This is a genomic window from Streptomyces sp. NBC_00310, assembly GCF_036208085.1.
In the GTDB taxonomy this organism is placed as follows: domain Bacteria; phylum Actinomycetota; class Actinomycetes; order Streptomycetales; family Streptomycetaceae; genus Streptomyces.
In genome coordinates, this window is sequence record NZ_CP130714.1 from 4,482,314 (window position 1) to 4,499,580 (window position 17,267).

19 protein-coding genes are annotated in these 17,267 nt (G+C 71.4%); 16 read left to right on the forward strand and 3 right to left on the reverse strand.

Translation table 11 applies throughout. From position 1 onward, the window contains the following. Window positions 1-2: 2 nt before the first annotated feature. From OG202_RS19620 to OG202_RS19630, 3 genes are read left to right on the forward strand one after another with little or no spacing between them, the layout of a single operon-like run. The gene (locus tag OG202_RS19620; RefSeq protein WP_327729446.1) at window positions 3-347 is read left to right on the forward strand and encodes a CDP-glycerol glycerophosphotransferase family protein; all 345 of its coding nucleotides are present in this window, start codon (window positions 3-5) and stop codon (window positions 345-347) included. Beyond that, a complete protein-coding gene (locus OG202_RS19625) occupies window positions 344-1,603 on the forward strand; it encodes a hypothetical protein (protein ID WP_327729445.1) in 1,260 nt (419 codons plus the stop codon). Before OG202_RS19620 ends, OG202_RS19625 begins: the two co-directional genes overlap by 4 nt. Before the next feature lie 39 nt (window positions 1,604-1,642). Beyond that, the gene (locus OG202_RS19630) at window positions 1,643-3,232 is read left to right on the forward strand and encodes a hypothetical protein (RefSeq protein ID WP_327729444.1); all 1,590 of its coding nucleotides are present in this window, start codon (window positions 1,643-1,645) and stop codon (window positions 3,230-3,232) included. A gap of 103 nt (window positions 3,233-3,335) precedes the next feature. On the opposite strand, the gene OG202_RS19635 is transcribed toward OG202_RS19630, so the two are convergent. After that, entirely contained in the window at window positions 3,336-3,749 is a 414-nt protein-coding gene (locus tag OG202_RS19635; protein ID WP_326582388.1) for an organic hydroperoxide resistance protein, read from the reverse strand. A 129-nt stretch (window positions 3,750-3,878) separates the two neighbouring features. Between OG202_RS19635 and OG202_RS19640 the strand changes: the two genes are divergently transcribed. The 11 genes from OG202_RS19640 (at window position 3,879) to OG202_RS19690 (ending at window position 14,042) form a co-directional block, all read left to right on the forward strand. Next, a complete protein-coding gene (locus tag OG202_RS19640) occupies window positions 3,879-4,394 on the forward strand; it encodes a MarR family winged helix-turn-helix transcriptional regulator (protein WP_326582387.1) in 516 nt (171 codons plus the stop codon). A 293-nt stretch (window positions 4,395-4,687) separates the two neighbouring features. Further along, window positions 4,688-6,280 (forward strand): glycosyltransferase family 2 protein, encoded by a 1,593-nt coding sequence (locus OG202_RS19645; protein ID WP_327729443.1) that lies wholly within the window; start codon window positions 4,688-4,690, stop codon window positions 6,278-6,280. A gap of 117 nt (window positions 6,281-6,397) precedes the next feature. Continuing rightward, window positions 6,398-7,381, forward strand: a complete 984-nt coding sequence (gene galE, locus OG202_RS19650) for a UDP-glucose 4-epimerase GalE (protein ID WP_327729442.1) — start codon at window positions 6,398-6,400, stop codon at window positions 7,379-7,381. Between the two features lie 152 nt (window positions 7,382-7,533). Next, window positions 7,534-7,968, forward strand: coding sequence for a DUF6507 family protein (locus OG202_RS19655; protein ID WP_326582384.1), 435 nt, complete (start codon window positions 7,534-7,536; stop codon window positions 7,966-7,968). Beyond that, complete coding sequence (locus OG202_RS19660; RefSeq protein WP_327729441.1) at window positions 7,965-10,415, forward strand: hypothetical protein; 2,451 nt, start codon at window positions 7,965-7,967, stop codon at window positions 10,413-10,415. The genes OG202_RS19655 and OG202_RS19660 overlap by 4 nt, the downstream gene beginning before the upstream one ends. After that, window positions 10,412-11,437 (forward strand): hypothetical protein, encoded by a 1,026-nt coding sequence (locus OG202_RS19665; RefSeq protein ID WP_327729440.1) that lies wholly within the window; start codon window positions 10,412-10,414, stop codon window positions 11,435-11,437. The genes OG202_RS19660 and OG202_RS19665 overlap by 4 nt, the downstream gene beginning before the upstream one ends. A gap of 155 nt (window positions 11,438-11,592) precedes the next feature. Continuing rightward, entirely contained in the window at window positions 11,593-12,129 is a 537-nt protein-coding gene (locus OG202_RS19670; RefSeq protein WP_443052263.1) for a hypothetical protein, read from the forward strand. A gap of 1 nt (window position 12,130) precedes the next feature. Beyond that, complete coding sequence (locus tag OG202_RS19675) at window positions 12,131-12,505, forward strand: toxin-antitoxin system YwqK family antitoxin (RefSeq protein WP_327729438.1); 375 nt, start codon at window positions 12,131-12,133, stop codon at window positions 12,503-12,505. Next, complete coding sequence (locus OG202_RS19680) at window positions 12,423-12,893, forward strand: Scr1 family TA system antitoxin-like transcriptional regulator (protein WP_327732236.1); 471 nt, start codon at window positions 12,423-12,425, stop codon at window positions 12,891-12,893. Before OG202_RS19675 ends, OG202_RS19680 begins: the two co-directional genes overlap by 83 nt. An 11-nt stretch (window positions 12,894-12,904) precedes the next feature. Next, the gene (locus tag OG202_RS19685) at window positions 12,905-13,108 is read left to right on the forward strand and encodes a DUF397 domain-containing protein (RefSeq protein ID WP_327729437.1); all 204 of its coding nucleotides are present in this window, start codon (window positions 12,905-12,907) and stop codon (window positions 13,106-13,108) included. Then, entirely contained in the window at window positions 13,095-14,042 is a 948-nt protein-coding gene (locus tag OG202_RS19690; RefSeq protein WP_327729436.1) for an ADP-ribosylglycohydrolase family protein, read from the forward strand. Before OG202_RS19685 ends, OG202_RS19690 begins: the two co-directional genes overlap by 14 nt. A 5-nt stretch (window positions 14,043-14,047) precedes the next feature. Here OG202_RS19690 and OG202_RS19695 read toward each other — a convergent pair whose 3' ends face one another. Then, a complete protein-coding gene (locus tag OG202_RS19695) occupies window positions 14,048-14,539 on the reverse strand; it encodes a DUF6174 domain-containing protein (RefSeq protein ID WP_326582379.1) in 492 nt (163 codons plus the stop codon). A 99-nt stretch (window positions 14,540-14,638) separates the two neighbouring features. Next, window positions 14,639-15,277, reverse strand: a complete 639-nt coding sequence (locus OG202_RS19700) for a TetR/AcrR family transcriptional regulator (RefSeq protein ID WP_326582378.1) — start codon at window positions 15,275-15,277, stop codon at window positions 14,639-14,641. Between the two features lie 207 nt (window positions 15,278-15,484). Between OG202_RS19700 and OG202_RS19705 the strand changes: the two genes are divergently transcribed. Continuing rightward, window positions 15,485-16,423, forward strand: a complete 939-nt coding sequence (locus tag OG202_RS19705) for an ABC transporter permease (RefSeq protein ID WP_327729435.1) — start codon at window positions 15,485-15,487, stop codon at window positions 16,421-16,423. A gap of 10 nt (window positions 16,424-16,433) precedes the next feature. Continuing rightward, window positions 16,434-17,264, forward strand: coding sequence for an ABC transporter ATP-binding protein (locus OG202_RS19710; RefSeq protein ID WP_443052349.1), 831 nt, complete (start codon window positions 16,434-16,436; stop codon window positions 17,262-17,264). Window positions 17,265-17,267 lie beyond the last annotated feature (3 nt).

A 17,267-nucleotide genomic window follows, 5' to 3' on the forward strand; every position in this document is an offset into this window, starting at 1 on the left:
ACATGCCCCGTTTCAGTGTCATCGTCCCCGTCGTCGAGGTACGGGGCTTCCTGCGCGCGTGCCTCGACTCGGTCCTGGAGCAGTCGTACCGGGACCTGGAGGTTATCGCCGTGGACGACCGGTCCCGCTCCTACCGTGAGCTCGCCCGGCTGTTCGACTCCGGGCAGTGGCAGGACACGGAGTCGGCTCGGCCGCGGGCCGGCTTCCGGGAGCGGTACTGCGAGTTCGACGACGGGCGGGCGGCCGAGCGGGTGGTGCGGACGGTGATGCCGGGTGAGGCGGCGCAGGCGGTTCCCGCGCCGGGGCGGGCCGGGTCGTCGACGGCCACCGGCCTCGTGTGGTCATGAGGGTGCGGGCGTGGGTGCTGTTGCTCGCCGCCGGCTTCGCACTGCTCCAGTTCGCCGGTGTCACCGGGCGCGCCACCCCCGACACCAGGAACTACGTCTCGTACGCCCTCACTCTCGGCGGCGCGAGCCTGCGGGAGTCGGCGGCCGGGACCATCGACCACTACTGCGGGAGCCGGGCGGCGACGGCCGCCCGCGACCACAGCGTGGACGTGGTGCGCTTCCGCGCGCCGAGCCCGGCCGCGCGGGTCGCCGAGGAGTGCCGCCGGGAGCTGTGGCGGACGGTCGACCGGCGGCTGGCGGCCGGGCAGACCGGCGGCCCCATCGCGCCGTTCACCTCGGAGCGGTTCCAGCGGATCTTCGAGGTGCGGCCCGGGTATCCGGTGCTGCTGGCCCCGTTCGTCACGGTGTTCGGGGTCATGTGGGGCGTGTGGCTGGCGAGTGTGCTGATCGCGGCGGCCGGGGGTGTGCTGGCCTTCCTCGTCCTGCGCGCCGTCCGCGCCCCGGCCCCCGTCGCCCTCACCGGCCAGGCCCTCTACTACGTCCTCCCGTGCGGGACGACCGCCATGCGGCCCATGACCGAGGGACTGCTGCTGGCCCTGACGCTGGCCGCGCTGTGGGGGTGTGCCCTGGCGATGGAGGGGCGCGTGCGGACGGGGGTGCCGCTGGTGGGCGGCTCCCTGTCGGCGCTGTTCACGGTGAAGCACTCGCAGGCGCTGTTCCTGGGGGTGTGTCTGGTGGGGGCGTGCGCGGTGGTCGTCGCGCTGCGCGCACGCGGTGGTGAACGAGAGGGGTGTGAGCGGGTCGAGCCGTGGGTGCGGGCGGTCTCGGCGGGCGCGGTGGTGTGCACGCTGGCGCTCGCCAGGCTGCTGCACTACCCGGCGGCGACGGAGAGCCTGCAGGACCTCCTCACCGACCACTTCACGCGCCCCGACCGGGCCCGGCTGTGGCCGGAGTTCCTGCGTCTGGAGCTCGGCTTCTGGGTGGAGTGGGGGCGTCAGCAGCTGACCCGGCCGTTGTTCCCGGCCGCGCTGGTGGCGGGCGCGTGGGGCGCGCTGCGGCAACGGCCGGTGTTCGGGTGGTTCGTGCTGGCGGGCGCGTTCACAGGGATCCTCAACCAGGCCGGGCACCCGGACATCACCATCTGGGGCGACCGGCTGATCGTGGTGGCGTGGCTGCTGCCGGTGCTGGGGCTGCCGTTGTCACTGGAGCGGATCACCGCCCCCCGCCGCTCACTCGATGTGGTGACCGCGCGCTGAGCCGCCGACCCGGATGAAAATATCGGGAATACACGGCAAATGCCTCAGACAGTCCAGACCGGTCACCCTTCCGGTCGTCGCGTCGCCCTCGGGGTCACCGCCCTGCGCGGCGGACGTACCTGGCTGACCCGGCGGCCGACCCCGTATGTCGTCATGGGCGGGCTGTTCTGGCTGGTCATGACGCTGGCCTACTGGCGGGTGCCGCTGTGCTGCGACGCCGGCCAGCACGCGGCGGTCGTCGAACGGCTCCGCTGGGACCTGCTGCACCCGGCCCACCCCACCGCCGCCCTGCCGGGCGCGGGCAGCCCTTACTACTCCCCGTACACCGTCGCCCAGGGCGCCCTCGCACGGCTGACCGGGCTGAGCGGCTGGTCGCTGGTGAAGCTCGCCGGGCCGGTGAACCTGGTGGTGCTGCTCACCGGGATCGGCCGCTTCGTGCGTGTGCTGACGCCCCGGCCGTGGGCACCGGTCCTCGCGCTGCCGTTCATGACGCTGTTGTGGGGCACCGAGCGGGTCCTGTGGAGCGGCTATCTCGGGCTGATGTCGATGGCGACGACCCTCGGCTATCCGTCGACGTTCGCCATCGGGCTGACGTTCTGGGCGTGGGCGTGGACGGGGGAACGCGCGCGGGGCGGCGGGTTCTCTTGGCGGGTGCGGTACGTCGGGCCGAGCGGCCTCGGGAGCGTGGGGGCGTACGCCGGTCTCGGCGCGCTGTACGGGCTGATCCTGCTGGTGCACCCGATCACGGCCGTGGCGTCGGTGGCCGGGGCACTGGCGATCGTGGCGGCCTGGCAGTGCGGGTGGCGGGGGCCGCTGGTGGGGCGCTGGACGCTGACGGGAGCGGTCGCCCTGGCGGTCGCGGCCTCGTGGCCGTACTACGACATCCTGTCGCTGGCCGGGAACACGGGCGTGGACGGCATGCACCGGACCCTCTACGAGGGCGCGGCCGGACATCTCTGGCTGGCGCTGCTCGGGCTGCCGGCGCTGTGGGTGCGGGGGCGCAGGTCTCGGAGGGACCCGCTGGTGCTGATGTTCACGGCGGAGTGCCTGGTGGTGGCGTACGGCTGGGTCAGCGGGCACTACACGTACGGCCGGGTGCTGGGGCTCGCGGCGGTGCCCGCGCAGTTCGCCCTGACGGTGGAGCTGGCGGCGCCCCGGCCGTGGGAGTGGGCGCGGCGGGCGCTGGGGGGCGCGGCTGCCGCGGGGGCGTGCGCGGGGTTCCTCACGGTGCAGGCCGGGACGGTCGTGCCGCCCGCGCTCGACCCCGTCGGCTTCGAGCAGCCGCCGCGGTGGCCCTCGTACGACTGGGTGGCGCGGCATGTGCGGGCGGGCGACGTGCTGATCACCGACGGGTATTTCGCGGGGCGCGCGATCGCGGGGTACGGGGTGAACATGGCGGCACCCACCTGGCCCGATCCCGCGGTGGAGGAGGGGGAGCGGGTGCGGCGGTACGCGGATGTCCGGGCGTATCTGGATCCCGCGTCCTCGCGTGCGGGGCGGGCGGTGATCGCGCGGCGGTACGGGGTGCGGTGGCTGGTGCTGTCGCGGTGGCAGCGGGTGCCGGAGGAGGCGGTGGTCGTGGACTGGAGTCCCGAGACCGGGGAAGTGCTGGCGCGGATCGCTCCGTAGGGGGTGGTTCGGAGCGATCCGCGACGTGACGGCCGGTGGGGGCTTGACGCGCGGTTCCCGCGTCCCTGACCAGCGGGTCTCAGCCCCTCCCGAACAGCCGGACCTACTCGACGACCAGCTCGACCGGGATGTTGTTGCGGGTGGCGTTGGAGTAGGGGCAGACCTGGTGGGCCTGCTCGACGAGCTTGCGGCCGGTGGCCGCGTCGACGGTGTCGGGAAGTTCGACGCGGAGGGTGACCTTGAGGGCGAAGCCCTCGCCCTGCTTGCCTATGCCGACCTCGGCGGTCACCGCGGCGTCGCTGACGTCGACCTTGGCGGCGCGGCCGACGAGGCCGAGGGCGCTGGCGAAACAGGCGGAGTAGCCGGCGGCGAAGAGCTGCTCCGGGTTGGTGCCCTGGCCGTTGCCGCCGAGCTCCACCGGGAGGGCCAGGTCGAGGTCGAGCTTGCCGTCGTTGCTGACGGCGCGACCATCGCGGCCGTGGGTGGCGGTGGCGACAGCGGTGTAGAGCGCGTCCATGGGAGAACCATCCCTTTCACAGGTCATGTCACGTCCGGCGGTCCGGTCCGACCGCCGTTCACGGACTCCAGTAGAGCACACAATTCAATTGCCCACAACTAAATGGCGGGCAGGCGTTATCCTGGACCCATGACCACAAGTGCCGCTCCCATGCCCGAGGGGATCTCCGAGGAGGTCTCCGGGCAGGTCTCCGAGGAGGACTTCCTCCGTCTCGACCGGCAGATCTGCTTCTCCCTGCACGCCGCCTCGCGCGCCTTCAACAGCGTCTACCGCGTGGCCCTCAAGGACCTGGGGATCACCTATCCCCAGTACCTGGTGATGCTGGTGCTGTGGGAGCGGGGCGAGCTGCCCGTGAAGAAGCTGGGCGAGCATCTGAGGCTCGACTCCGGAACCCTCTCGCCACTGCTCAAGCGGCTGGAGGCGGCCGGTCTCGTACGGCGTGAGCGCAGTGCCCGCGACGAGCGGTCGGTGGTGGTGCGGCCGACCGAGGAGGGCACCGCCCTGCGGGAGCGCGCGCTGGCCGTGCCGCGCCGGATCGTCTCCGCGACGACCCTCGACATCGACGAGATCCGCGATCTGCGCGACCGCCTGGACCGCCTGACGGTCGCCCTGGACGAGGCGGCGCTGGAGGAGCCGACGGACTGACCGTCACCCGCTCGGCGATCGACCCGAGCCGTTCGACCTGTCCGACCCGTTCGACCTGTCCGACCCGTTCGACCCGTCCGACCCGTTCGGCCTGTCCGACCCGTTCGACCCGTCCGACCCGTCCGGCCTGTCCGACCCGTCCGCGCCGCCCGAGCGCGCCGCCCGAGCGCGCCGACAGAATCCCACAACCTCAAACGGAACCCCGATCTCCCGCGCGCCATCTTCCCCACGGGGCCGCGAAGCCGCCCTTAAGGGAAGATTGCACACATACCTCTCACAGGTGCGGGGCAACCATGGCTCTTCAGCAGGCGCAGGTCTCGGTCGTCGTCATCGGGTACGACGATGCCGCCCACGTGGCGGACGCCGTGCGCTCGGCGCTCGCGCAGGGGCCGGCCGTCCGTGAGGTGATCGCCGTCGACGACTGTTCGACGGACGGCAGCGGGGAGTTGCTGGAGCACCTGGCCGAACCGGAGCCACGCCTGAGGGTGATTCGGCGCCGGTCCAACAGCGGCGGCTGCGGCACCCCGCGCAACACCGGGCTGGACGCCGCGGCCTCGCCGTACGTGATGTTCCTGGACAGTGACGACGTGCTGCCGCCCGGCGCCGTGGACGCGCTGTTGGGTGCGGCCCTGGAGCACGACGCGCCGGTCGCGTCGGGGCTGTGCGTGCGCAGGGAGCTGCCGTCCGGCCGGGAGACCCCCTGGCAGCCCGAGCTGTACGCCCGGCGCACGCTGGTGGAGCACCCGTCCCGGCGCGCGCGCCTGGTGCACGACACCCTCTGCGTCAACAAGCTCTACCGCACCTCCTTCCTGCGCGAGCACGCGATCCGTTTCCCCGAGGGCCGTTTCCCGTACGAGGACTTCGTGTTCGGCGCGCGCGTGCTGGCCGCCGCGCCGCGCGTCGCGCTGATCCCCGACCCGGTGTACGTCTGGCACGTCCGCCGGTCGGCCGCCCGTCTCTCCCTCTCCCTCGACCGCTCCGGCATCGCCAACTGGCAGGCCCGTATCGAGGCCGACCGGATGTCGTACGACATCCTCCTGGGCGCCGGCGAGAAGCGGCTGGCACGGGCCACGCGGACGCGCTTCCTCGACCACAGCCTGCGGATGTACGCGCGCGAACTGGACCTGCGCGGCACGGAGTACCGGCGCGAGTGGTGGGCCCTGACGCGCGCGTACCTGGCCTCCTTCGACGAGGGTGACTTCACGCCGGCGCCCGCGCCCGGCCGGGTCGTCGCCCGGGTGATCCTCGCCGCCGAGGAGCCACGCGACCTGGCCCGCCTCAAGGAGATCGCGGCCCGCCCGGCCCGGCTGGCACCGCCGTACGCGTGCGCGGGCGACGGCTCCCCCGTCTGGTCCGCCGACCTGCCCCAGGTGGAGCTGGACCACCTCCTCGTCCGCCCCGTGCACCTGCTGCCCGCCGCCGTCGACGCGGAACTGCGGCCGCGCGCGCGGGGAACGACGCTCCGGCTGCGACTGCACGAGCTGTACGGGCGGATGGCGGAGGCGGGGCCGGAGACCGTGGAGGTGGAGTTCGTCGAGCGGGAGGACGGGCGGGTGGGGTTCGTCGGCACGGCGTCCCTCACCGCCGAGCCGGACATCGACAGCTGGACGGCCGAAGTCCCGCTGGATCTCGCCGCGTTGGGCAGCGGCACCTGGGACCTCCGGCTGCGGCTGCGCTTCGCGGACGGCAGCCACCGGGAGACCACCGCGCACGCCCTCGCGGGCGCCGGGCTGCTGCGCCGGAGCGCACTGCCGAGCACGCGCCATGGAGTGCTCCTCGTACAGCCGTACGCGACCCACGCGGGGGCGCTCGCGGTACGGCTCGCGCCCGGTTGGCGAGGCTTGACCGACGTCGTACGCCGTCGCCTCAAACGCCTGCTTCACTGATGACCGACCTGATCACACCCGCGTCATCGCTGTGACATCGCTTCCACATCACTCCACATCGCTTGATATCGCTCCACATCGCTCGACATCGCTCTGACTACGAGGGGACGGTCGTCCATGACCTGGCTGATCACCGGTGGCGCCGGATACATCGGGGCGCATGTGGTGCGCGCGATGCTCGACGCGGGCGAGGAGGCCGTCGTCTACGACGATCTGTCCACGGGGATCGCCGAACGGGTGCCCGAGGGCGTGCCGTTGGAGATCGGTTCCACCCTCGACGGCGAGCGGCTGGCCCGGGTGATCCGTGACCGTGGCGTCACCGGCGTCGTCCATCTCGCGGCGAAGAAGCAGGTCGGCGAGTCCGTCGAACTGCCGCTGCACTACTACCGGGAGAACGTCGAGGGCCTGCGCACCCTGCTGTCGGCCGTCACGGACGCCGGGGTCGCGTCGTTCGTCTTCTCGTCCTCCGCCGCCGTGTACGGCATGCCCGCCGCCGCGCGGGACGGGGCCCTCGTCACGGAGGACACGCCGTGCGCGCCGATGAGCCCGTACGGCGAGACCAAGCTGGTCGGCGAGTGGCTGGTGCGGGCCACGGGCCGGGCGACCGGGCTGTCGACGGCCTCCCTCCGCTACTTCAACGTGGCGGGGGCGGCGACCCCCGAACTGGCCGACACCGGCGTCTTCAACCTCGTCCCCATGGTCTTCGAGAAACTCTCCGAGGGCGCCCCGCCGCAGATCTTCGGCGGCGACTACCCGACCCCCGACGGGACGTGCGTGCGGGACTACATCCACGTCGTCGACCTCGCGGAGGCCCATGTGGCGACCGCCCGGCGGCTGTGCGAGGCGCCGGGCACGGACCTCACCCTCAACATCGGGCGTGGGGACGGCGTCTCGGTGCGCGAGATGATCGACCGCATCAACGCGCTCACCGGCCACGACCTGCCTCCCTCGGTCGTCGACCGGCGCCCGGGCGACCCCGCGCGGGTCGTCGCCTCGGCGGACCGGATCGCCGCCGAGCTGGGCTGGAAGGCGCGGTACGGCGTCGAGGACATGATCTCCTCGGCGTGGGCGGGCTGGACGAAGCGGCGTCAGCGCCTGTGACTGAATCGACGCGAAGTGGGAACTGTCCGGTGCCGTTTGCTCGTGTGTACTAGGGGAAGTCAACGACGAGCAGAACGACAAGTTCGACGACGACAGACAGTACGGCGACGACAGTACGACGTGTCCGACAGGGCGTTACGGGGGTAGCGACGGTGCCGGCTTGGGACATCGATCCGATCAACGTGCAGACCACGCTGAATTCGACCGGTGAAGCGGCGGGCGGCCTGGAGAAGGCCGCCAACTCACTGGTGACGAACATGGCGAGCGCTGCCGAGTCGGCCGGTACGGCCGTGCCGGGCGGCCAGTTCAACGGTCCCATGATCGGGCCGGTGGCCACGGGGACGCCCCGGGTGCCGGTCGGCCCGGTCGCCGCGGCGCTGAGCAGCTACCTCCAGGAGCGGCAGCAGAAGCTGGCGTACATGGCGCAGCGGACCATCGACTCCGTGCAGGGCGCGGCCGACGCCACCAACGCCTACGTCACCGGCGACCTGGACATGGCCGCCACGCATCAGGCCAACGCCCTCAAGGCGACGGTGGTGCCTCCCCCGCCGGGTGTCGACGGCAACGGCGGGCAGGGGCCGAAGTGAGCGACGACATCCCCGTCATCCCGGAGGAGGTCCCCGAGTTCACCGGCAACCTGGAGCTGCTCGACCAGAACATCGCGGGCGTCCGCTCGGCCGGCACCTCCCTGAAGGACTCGGGCTCGGCGATCCACACCCGCTTCGGCGGCCTCTCCGCGTACTACAAGGCGCCCGAGGCGGAGGCGCTGTTCGCGACGACCGCGCCGGTGGCGGCCAAGGGTGACGAGTTCGCCACCGAACTTCAGACCGTGGCCTCGGCGCTGGACACGTACGCCGCCGCCGTCGGCCCGCTCAAGCAGAAGTTCGACCAACTCCGCCGGGACGCGATCGCCTTCCGCAGCAAGATCGAGGGCGACGACGAGTGGCGCGCCGACGGCGACCTCGTCGAGGAGAACAACAACCGCCGCTCGGACATCAACGCCACGTACGCCGCGTTCCAGGCCGCCGAACGCGACTGCTACAACAAGATCGTCGCGCTGGTCGGCGGCGAGGCGCTCGTCGTCAACGACGGCTCGAACAAAGAGAACATGTACGGCTACCGGGGCGAGGACCTCGACAACGCCGGCGGTCTGCCCTGGGGCGACCCGGTCGAGGAGTCCAACCCCTGGTACTACGTCCACGAGCACGTCTGGGACTTCGCGGTCGGCTTCGTCGTCGACGGTGTGTGGGGCACGATCAAGGGCCTCGGCACGCTGGTCGGCTTCAACGGCTGGGACGCGGCGGGCCAGGCCTGGGTCGGCCTCGGCAAGCTCGCCACGGGCATCCTCATCACCGCCGTACCGGTGGTGGGCACCGCGTACTGGCTGGCCCCCGACGACAAGCTGCCCTCCTGGCTGCGCGACTCCCGTACGGCCGTGGTGGAGACCGGCAAGGCGCTGATCGCCTACGACGAGTGGGGCAAGAACCCGGCCCGGGCGGCCGGGGCGGTGACCTTCAACGTCGTGACCACGATCTTCACGGGCGGCGCGGGCGGCGCGGTCTCCGGCGCGGGCAAGGCGGGCGCCATCGCCAAGGCCATCTCCTTCGCGGGCAAGGCCGGCAGGATCGTCGACCCGATGACGTACATCACCAAGGGCGTCGGCGCGACGGCGGTGAAGATCAGCGACGTCATGGCGAGCCTGCGCGGCATCACCGACGGCACGCACATCAGGCTCGGCGAGGGCACGTACCAGATCGCCGACGCGCCGAACATCACGGACGACCTCCCGGCCGGCCTGACCCCCGAGAACAGCGTCCGCATGGAGACGCCCAAGGGCGAGGTCGTCTACCTCGACACCGACACCCTGCTCGTGCACAACGCCGACGGCACGGTGCGGGAGTCCCTGGACGGCATCAAGCACGAGGGGACCGCGGCGGAGCGCGGCGCCGATGTCTCGCAGCCTCAGCCGGAGTTGGTGGGGGCCGGGGCGAAGGTCGGCGACGGCGGTACGGCTGTGGGGCGGGTCGGGGACGACGGCCTGCCGGGCGGGCGTACGGACAATCTGCCGGGCGGGCGCGGTGACAACCTGCCGGGTGGCCGCGCCGATGACCTGGGCCGGGGACCGGCCGGCAGTCATGAGACGCCGGGCGGTGGCGGTCGTGGCGAGACGCCGGGCGGCGGGCCTACGGAGACCCCTGCGGGTGGCGGGCACAGGGAGACGCCGGGCAGCGGCGGGACCGACGGACCCGGCAGCGGCGGTACCGACAGCCCCGGTGGCGGCGACGGCCCGGGTGGTGGGCCTCCGCAGGATCCGCCGGGCGGCGGCACGGGTGCCGCCGACGACGGGGCGAACGACCCCGGTGGCTGGGAGCGGCAGGACGGCGACCCTCAGCCGTTCGAGCGCGGCGGTGAGCTGGAGAACCGGGTCCGTCAGGAGATGCGGGGGACGAAGGTCAAGCCCGGCGACCTGGAGCGGGTGCTGGACAACCTGGCCGGTCATCCCGCCGGCCGGGAGGTCGCCGAGACCATCGCGTCCGGCCGTTTCGACGGCGCCACGGGTTTCGACCAGACTGTCTCCAGCCTGGCCCATGCGGACAAGATGTCCGGTGGCATCGAGCAGTTGCGCCTGGGCAACCGGCTGTACGAGAGCGGCGTCCGCGACATCTCCTTCGAGGTCAAGGGCGGCTTCGACATCAAGCCCGGAGTCAGGACCGGCGAGGGCACGGACCTGGACGTCATGGCCCGGGACGCGGCCGGCAACGTCCATGGCTACCAGTTCAAGGAAGTCGCGAACCCCAAGAGGACCGTCAAGAAGATCTTCGACAACATGCAGCAGTTGGCGCAGTCCGGTGCCGACTTCAAGACGTTCGTGGTCGACACGAAAGGCACGATGGCCGACCATGCGGCCATGAGGACGGCACAACGGCTCACCGAGGTGTACGGGAAGACCAACGTGCAGTTCATCATCCGTGTCGAGGACGGGGTCATGCGGATCCCGCCCGACGGTACGTTCATGCCGGAGGCAGCACTGTGATCGCCAGCACCCCTGTCGCCCGCTGGACCTGGGGACGCGACACCGAGAACGGAAGTGATGTCACGGAGTGCCTCCAGGCCCTGCTCGGCGCGTATTCCGTTCTCGCGCGGCACCGGCTGGCCGTCGGCGCTCCGACGGTCCATGTGTCCGTCCACGAGGCCGGCGGCTCGGACAACCGCCTCTTCGAGGGCGACCTCCCGCTCGGCGAGGTGCCGTCCGCCGCCGACACGGTCCGGACACTGGCTGCCCGGATCGAGGGGGAGCTGCGCCCCGGCGAGATCGGTGCCGTGTACGCCGACATCGTCTGCCACGGTGTTGTACGGACCCCCGACGCGGACGGCGAGACCCACGAGGAGCGGCTGTTCGTGCTCGGTGCCTCGGCCTTCCTGGACTACGTCACCGCCGACCTCAGGACCTTCTCGGACGCCTGGATGCCGTACGACCTGGAGGGGCGCCCTCAGGCCGGCGTTCACGCCGCGAACTACCCACGGCTGGCCGCAGCACTGCGCGACCTGTCCGAGGTGCTGGACGCGGAGATCGACCCGGACGACCCGACGTACTTCGGCAGGCCGACCGAGACGGGCGTCGACAACTTCTTCGAACCGGACGGCTCCCCCTCCGACGTGTGGTCCCGTTTCGAGATCCCGAGGCGCACCGAGGTCTTCCGGCACGGACCCGTCTTCGACTCCGTGGGCTACAAGCGGTCCAGGGCCGGGCAGGTCCGGTACGTCCCGGTCGTCGCCGACCACGGCGGCGTCCTCGGCTACCTCTGGGCCTCGGACGCGGACGCCGCCGCCAGCTTCGAGCCCCGCGAGGCGGCCGGGGAAGAGGCCCGCAAGGCAGGCCTCGTCTGGCTCGACCGCCTGCACGAGTCGTACGAGCACGGCCTGACCCCGGCCGAGGCTCTCACCGCCTGCGCCCGCACGCCCGCCGACCCGGTCGCCGGCCACATCCCCCCGACTGCCGAGCCCCGCCCCCTCCTGCTGGACGACCTGCGCGAACTCGCCGGGCACGGCGACTGAACCGTCACGGGACGGTGGTAGGTCGCGGTGGTGAGTGACGGTGGTGAGTGATGTCAACGCTCCTCCGCTCTCGCAGCACGTGCGCGTCATGGACATGGGAACTCGATGGCTTCGTGCCCCCCGGCCTGAGATCCGGGCTGTCCGTGGCGGCCCGAATGTCCGCCGTGCTGCGCGAGCACGAGCTGCTCGTACCCGACAGCCTCGAATGGGACTGGTTCGTGTACGGCAGCGGCGGCACCGGGCTCATCACCCGTATGTCGCTCCAGGGGCCGATCGACGACGAGGACGTACCCTCACGCGTCGAGCGGAGCCGTCCCGCCGGCTTCCCCGACGCGTCGGTGGGGAGCATCCTCGTCATGGGCGCCGGGACCTGGCTCGACGCGACGGGCGAGAAGCGCGGGGAACACCGGCTGGTCGAGCTGACGGTAGCCCCCGACGCACCCGGGATCTGGGCGGAACTGGCCGTCTTCCACGACATCTGGGGCCCCTTCGACTTTCGGGGCGAGCCGCATCCGGACATCGAGCGACAGAACGCCCCACGCCTCACGGCAGCCCTCCGGTCCCTCGACGCGCTGCTGGGCGTCCCCGCCGAGCCCGGCGATCCCACGTACTTCGGCAGCGCCGAGGGCCACGGCATCAAGCGACCCGACGTGATCGACGGCCGGGGCCCGGACCTGACCGACCTCCTCTGACGTGACGACACGCATCGACATCGACGCCCCCGGGGTGGAGGTCGACGACGGAGAGCGCCTCTTCTATCAGGGCGAGCTGTTCACCGGTGAGGTCGTCGAATTCCAGGGCAGTGCGCTGGTCAGCCTGGAAACCCACCGGGACGGAATCGTGGACGGCCCGGTCAGACAGTGGTACGAGGACGGCACCCTGCGAGCCGACGGGACCATGCGCGGGGGATTTCCGACCGGGGAATCCCGGAGATGGCATCCCGACGGCTCCCTCGCAGCAAAGCGGATCATGACCGAGGACGGCCATCGCCCGCTCGCGGAACTGGAGTGGGACGAGAACGGGAAGCAGATCCTTTCCTGGTACGCGCCGGGATTCAGGCCGGAGTAGCGGGCGCGCGCGCTCGCGGCAGGCCTCACCATCACCGTACGAAGCGGTCGTCCACGAGGCGGCTCTCCGCATCCGGGTGGGTGGCAGCCGCACGAACCGGCGGCAACTGGAGCAGATCCTCGAACGGTCCGAGCTGGCCAACGTGACCGTACGCGTCCTGCCCTTCGACACCGACGACTTCGCCGGTAACGGGTACTCCCTGCTCTATCTGCACGGAGCCGTCCCCCAGTTGGACACCATCCAGATCGACACAGCCCATCGTGGGGAGTTCTTCGGAACCGAGTCGCACCTGTTGCAGTATCGGCGACGCTATGAGCGAGTGTTGGCCACGGCTCTCCCACCCACGGAGTCCCGCGACCTCATCGCCCGCCTCGCCCGCGATCTGTGAAAGGAACCGGCATGCGCGACCCCCTGCACTGGCAGAAGTCTTCGTTCTCCGGCACTGATTCAGGCGACGACTGCGTCGAACTCGCCCCCACCCCCGCCTCCATACGCATACTCATACGCGAAAGCGACACCCCCACCACCCACCTCACCACCACCCCCACCCCCCTCCACGCCCTCCTCACCACTCTCAAAGCAGGTACCCTTGGCGGCCGTTGACCCGCAGCGCGCCCTCGGCGCGATCCTCGGCTCCGCCGTGGGCGACGCGCTCGGCGCGCCCTTCGAGTTCGGCCCCGAAGGGGCCTTCTCCGCACGCTTCCCGAAGGCCGGGCACGGCGGGGAGATGTGCGGGGGCGGCGGGTGGGACCCCGGTGAGGCGACCGACGACACGCAGATGGCGGTCCTCGTCGGGGAGTCGCTCCTCGACCACGGCGGGCTCGAACTGCCCGATGTCTTCCGGCGGTTCCAGCGCTGGGCCATCGCCGACCCCAAGGACATCGGCATCCAGACCGAGGACGTGCTCACCAGCGGCGACCCCTGGGACCTCGCCGCAGGCATCCATTTCCAGGTCAACCTAAGGGCCGCAGGCAACGGCGCGTTGATGCGGGCCGCCACCTCCGCCGTGTACTTCGCGGGGGACGGCCGGGAGCCGACCATGAACGCCGGGCGGCAGCTGTCCGCACTCACGCACGGCGACCCGGCGGCCTGGGAAGGCACCGCCGCCTTCCACGAACTGCTCCGGGTCGCGCTGGCCGGAGGCGACCCGCTCGCCGCGCTCCCCGAGACCCTTGCCGCCCTCCACCCCGACCACCGCACCCGGTACGCGGTCGTCCTCGCCCCCGACTGGCACCCCGACCAGGCCACCGAGTTCAACGGCGCCGTCTGGCCCTGCCTCGGCTCCGCCGTGTGGGCCGTACGGACGACCGGCGACTACGAGGACGCCGTACGCGCGGCCGTCGACCTCGGCGGCGACACGGACACGGTCGCCGCGGTGACCGGAGGGCTCGCGGGGGCGGTGTACGGCGCCGAGGCCATCCCGGAGCGGTGGCTGGAGCCGCTGCACGTACCCCTCCCCGGATTCGGGGAGCGCGTACTGCGCACGCCCGAACTCATCGACCTGGCAACGCGGTTGGCGGCTCAGGAGGCGTCCTGACAGCCTCAGCCGTCGCCCGGCTCGTAGGCGCTGATGACGTACTCGGCCTCGTCGTCGATGGCGTTCTCTTCCATGTCGAGGGTGATCCGCGAGGGATACCCACCGGCGGCGTACTCCACCTCCGCCGTGTCCGCCTGCTCGTGCCAGGCCTTCTCCAGCCGGTCCAACAGGTCGCCGATCTTGGGAATCCGGTCAAGTCCCTGCTCCACCGTCCACCGGCTGTCGTCGTCGAGGCCGACGGCCTCGGCCACCTTGCCGTCCCGGACCGTCACACGGAAGGTCCCCGCCAGGACCTGAGAGTTCGACGTGAGTGTGTAGACGTACGAGGCAGGCTCTTGCCACGTGATGTCGATCCGCGCCGTGGTGCCCTTCGGCGAGGCTCTCCCGGTCGGTTCGGGAGGCGTCTCGCCGTCACAGGCGGCGGTCGCCCCCACCATCCCCGCGATCAGTACGGCAGCTGAGAGGACGGAACGGGCGCGGGAGCGTAAGAGAGTCACGGCGACCCCATTTCTGAGCGGCTGTGATGATGACGCCACCCACCTGCGGAACGTTCGGGTCCACCTTCCCCGCCCTCGATGCGCTCCGCAGCGGCGCCCCTACAACGCCCGCAACGCCCCCGCCGTAGCCCGGGTCAGGCTCTCCAGATACCCCTTCGGCAGCTTCGATGCCCGGACGACCACCGACCGCCAGTACAGCGGGCCGGAGATCACGTCCAGAGCCAGGTCCTCGTCCACACCCGCCCGGACCTCGCCCCGGGCGACCGCCGCCGCGACGATCCCGGTGGCGACACTCTGCTGGCCCTCGCGGAGCGCCTTCTGCATGGCCTCGGCGATCTCGGGGTTGCGGGCGGCCTCGGCCTGGAGGTCGGGGATGATCTGGCCGGCGACGGGGTGGCGCAGGGCGCGGGACGTGACCTCGTACAGCAGCCGGAGGTCACCCTCCAGGGAACCCGTGTCCGGCATCGGCAGGCCCTGGACCGCCACCGCCGAGACGAGGTCCAGCACCAGGTGCAGTTTGGAACGCCAGCGCCGGTACACCGCCGTCTTGCCGACGCCCGCGCGGCGCGCGATCCCCTCGATGGACATCCGGGCGTAGCCGACGGCCGCCAGTTCCTCGAAGACCGCCGCCCGGATCGCCTCGGTCACGTCCTCCCGCAGCACGGCCGCCCCGGCGGGGGCCCGGCGGCGCGGCCGTGGCGGCGGCTGCGCTGCGGAGGGGTCGGCGTTCGTCGTCATGGCTCACAGCATAGGGGCGTGACGACGAAACGGTTGCGTTCCGACGTCGCATCGGCTTACTCTCACGTTGCGACGATACGGTCCCGTCCCGACGTAAGAGCAGGGCAAGGGCAGCGTAGGAAGCGTGCGACGCCGAACAGCCCATTCGCCGAACAGCCGGACAGCCGCGTACGCGGGACGCCCCCCCCACTAGCGAAAGCAGCGGATGTGAGCCAGGTCCTCCACACACCGCCACCCCCGACGGCGGCCATCCCCCCGGCCGCCCCGGGCACCCCAGCCGAGACCCCGGCCCAGCTCGCCGAGCGGTACGGCCTCAGCGTCAGCGGGGCCCGCCCCTCGCTCGGCGCGTACGTACGGCAGCTGTGGGCCCGGCGGCACTTCATCACCGCCTTCGCCACGGCGAAGCTGACCGCGCAGTACAGCCAGGCGAAGCTGGGCCAGGTCTGGCAGATCGCGAACCCGCTGCTGAACGCGGCGGTCTACTACCTGATCTTCGGTCTGCTCATGGGCACCAAGAACGGCGTGCCGGACTACGTCCCGTTCCTCGTGACCGGCGTGTTCGTGTGGACCTTCACCCAGAGCTCGATCATGGCGGGCACCCGGGCCATATCCGGCAGCCTCGGCCTCGTCCGGGCCCTGCACTTCCCCCGGGCCTCACTGCCCCTGTCGTACTGCCTGCAGCAGCTCCAGCAACTGCTGTTCTCCATGGCCGCGCTGGTCGTGATCCTGCTGGCCTTCGGGGTGCCGGTCGCCATGTCGTGGCTGCTGGTCATCCCCGCGCTGACGCTTCAGTTCGTGTTCAACGCCGGGATCGCGATGGTGATGGCGCGGATCGGCGCCAAGACGCCGGACATCGCGCAGCTGATGCCGTTCGTGCTGCGTACCTGGATGTACGCGTCGGGCGTGATGTTCAGCATGGACCGCATCCTCGCCGACCGGGACCTGCCGGCGTTCGTGCACGTCGTGCTGGAGTGCAACCCGGCCGCCGTCTACATCGACCTCATGCGCTTCGCGTTGATCGACAGCTTCCACGGGGGCCAACTGCCGTCGCACGTCTGGGCGATCGCGGCGGGCTGGGCGCTCCTCGCGGGCGTCGGCGGGTTCATCTACTTCTGGAAGGCTGAGGAGACGTACGGCCGTGGCTGACATCGACACGATCACCCCCAGCGTTCCGGGCGCGCGGCAGGAGGCGGGCCGGGCCGGCACCGCCGCCGAGCCCATCCCCACCGTCGTCGTCGACTCCGTCGACATCGTCTACCGCGTCAACGGAACCGGGGCCGGGCGCGGGACCGCCACCGCCGCGCTCAACCGGATCCTGCGGCGGAAGAAGACCGAGAAGGCGGCCGGTGTGCGCACGGTGCACGCCGTGCGGAACGTGTCCTTCACCGCGTACCGGGGCGAGGCCATCGGGCTCATCGGCACCAACGGCTCCGGCAAGTCGACCCTCCTCAAGGCCGTCGCCGGACTCCTCCCGGTCGAGAACGGTCGCATCTACACCGACGGCCAGCCCTCCCTGCTCGGCGTCAACGCGGCCCTGATGAACGACCTCACCGGTGAGCGGAACGTCCACCTCGGCGGGCTCGCCATGGGCATGTCCCGGGAGCAGGTCAAGGAGCGGTACGAGGAGATCGTCGACTTCTCGGGCATCAACGAGAAGGGCGACTTCATCACGCTGCCCATGCGTACGTACTCCTCCGGCATGGCGGCCCGGCTGCGGTTCTCCATCGCCGCCGCCAAGGACCACGACGTGCTGCTGATCGACGAGGCCCTGGCGACCGGCGACCGCTCCTTCCAGAAGCGGTCCGAGGCGCGCATCCGCGAGCTGCGCAAGCACGCGGGCACGGTGTTCCTCGTCAGCCACAACAACAAGTCGATCCGGGACACGTGCGATCGGGTGCTGTGGCTCGAGCGCGGGGAACTCCGTCTGGACGGGCCGACGGACGACGTGCTGAAGGAGTACGAGAAGTTCACCGGCGGGAAGAAGTAGCGC

What these genes read in the sequence shown, in the direction of transcription:
- galE (WP_327729442.1), top strand. Translation starts at nt 6,398, where the DNA reads ATGACCTGGCTGATCACCGGTGGCGCCGGATACATCGGGGCGCATGTG.
- OG202_RS19630 (WP_327729444.1), top strand. Translation starts at nt 1,643, where the DNA reads ATGCCTCAGACAGTCCAGACCGGTCACCCTTCCGGTCGTCGCGTCGCC.
- OG202_RS19620 (WP_327729446.1), top strand. Translation starts at nt 3, where the DNA reads ATGCCCCGTTTCAGTGTCATCGTCCCCGTCGTCGAGGTACGGGGCTTC.
- OG202_RS19640 (WP_326582387.1), top strand. Translation starts at nt 3,879, where the DNA reads ATGACCACAAGTGCCGCTCCCATGCCCGAGGGGATCTCCGAGGAGGTC.
- OG202_RS19670 (WP_443052263.1), top strand. Translation starts at nt 11,593, where the DNA reads ATGTCCGCCGTGCTGCGCGAGCACGAGCTGCTCGTACCCGACAGCCTC.
- OG202_RS19645 (WP_327729443.1), top strand. Translation starts at nt 4,688, where the DNA reads ATGGCTCTTCAGCAGGCGCAGGTCTCGGTCGTCGTCATCGGGTACGAC.
- OG202_RS19700 (WP_326582378.1), bottom strand. Translation starts at nt 15,277, where the DNA reads ATGACGACGAACGCCGACCCCTCCGCAGCGCAGCCGCCGCCACGGCCG.
- OG202_RS19625 (WP_327729445.1), top strand. Translation starts at nt 344, where the DNA reads ATGAGGGTGCGGGCGTGGGTGCTGTTGCTCGCCGCCGGCTTCGCACTG.
- OG202_RS19635 (WP_326582388.1), bottom strand. Translation starts at nt 3,749, where the DNA reads ATGGACGCGCTCTACACCGCTGTCGCCACCGCCACCCACGGCCGCGAT.
- OG202_RS19685 (WP_327729437.1), top strand. Translation starts at nt 12,905, where the DNA reads ATGCGCGACCCCCTGCACTGGCAGAAGTCTTCGTTCTCCGGCACTGAT.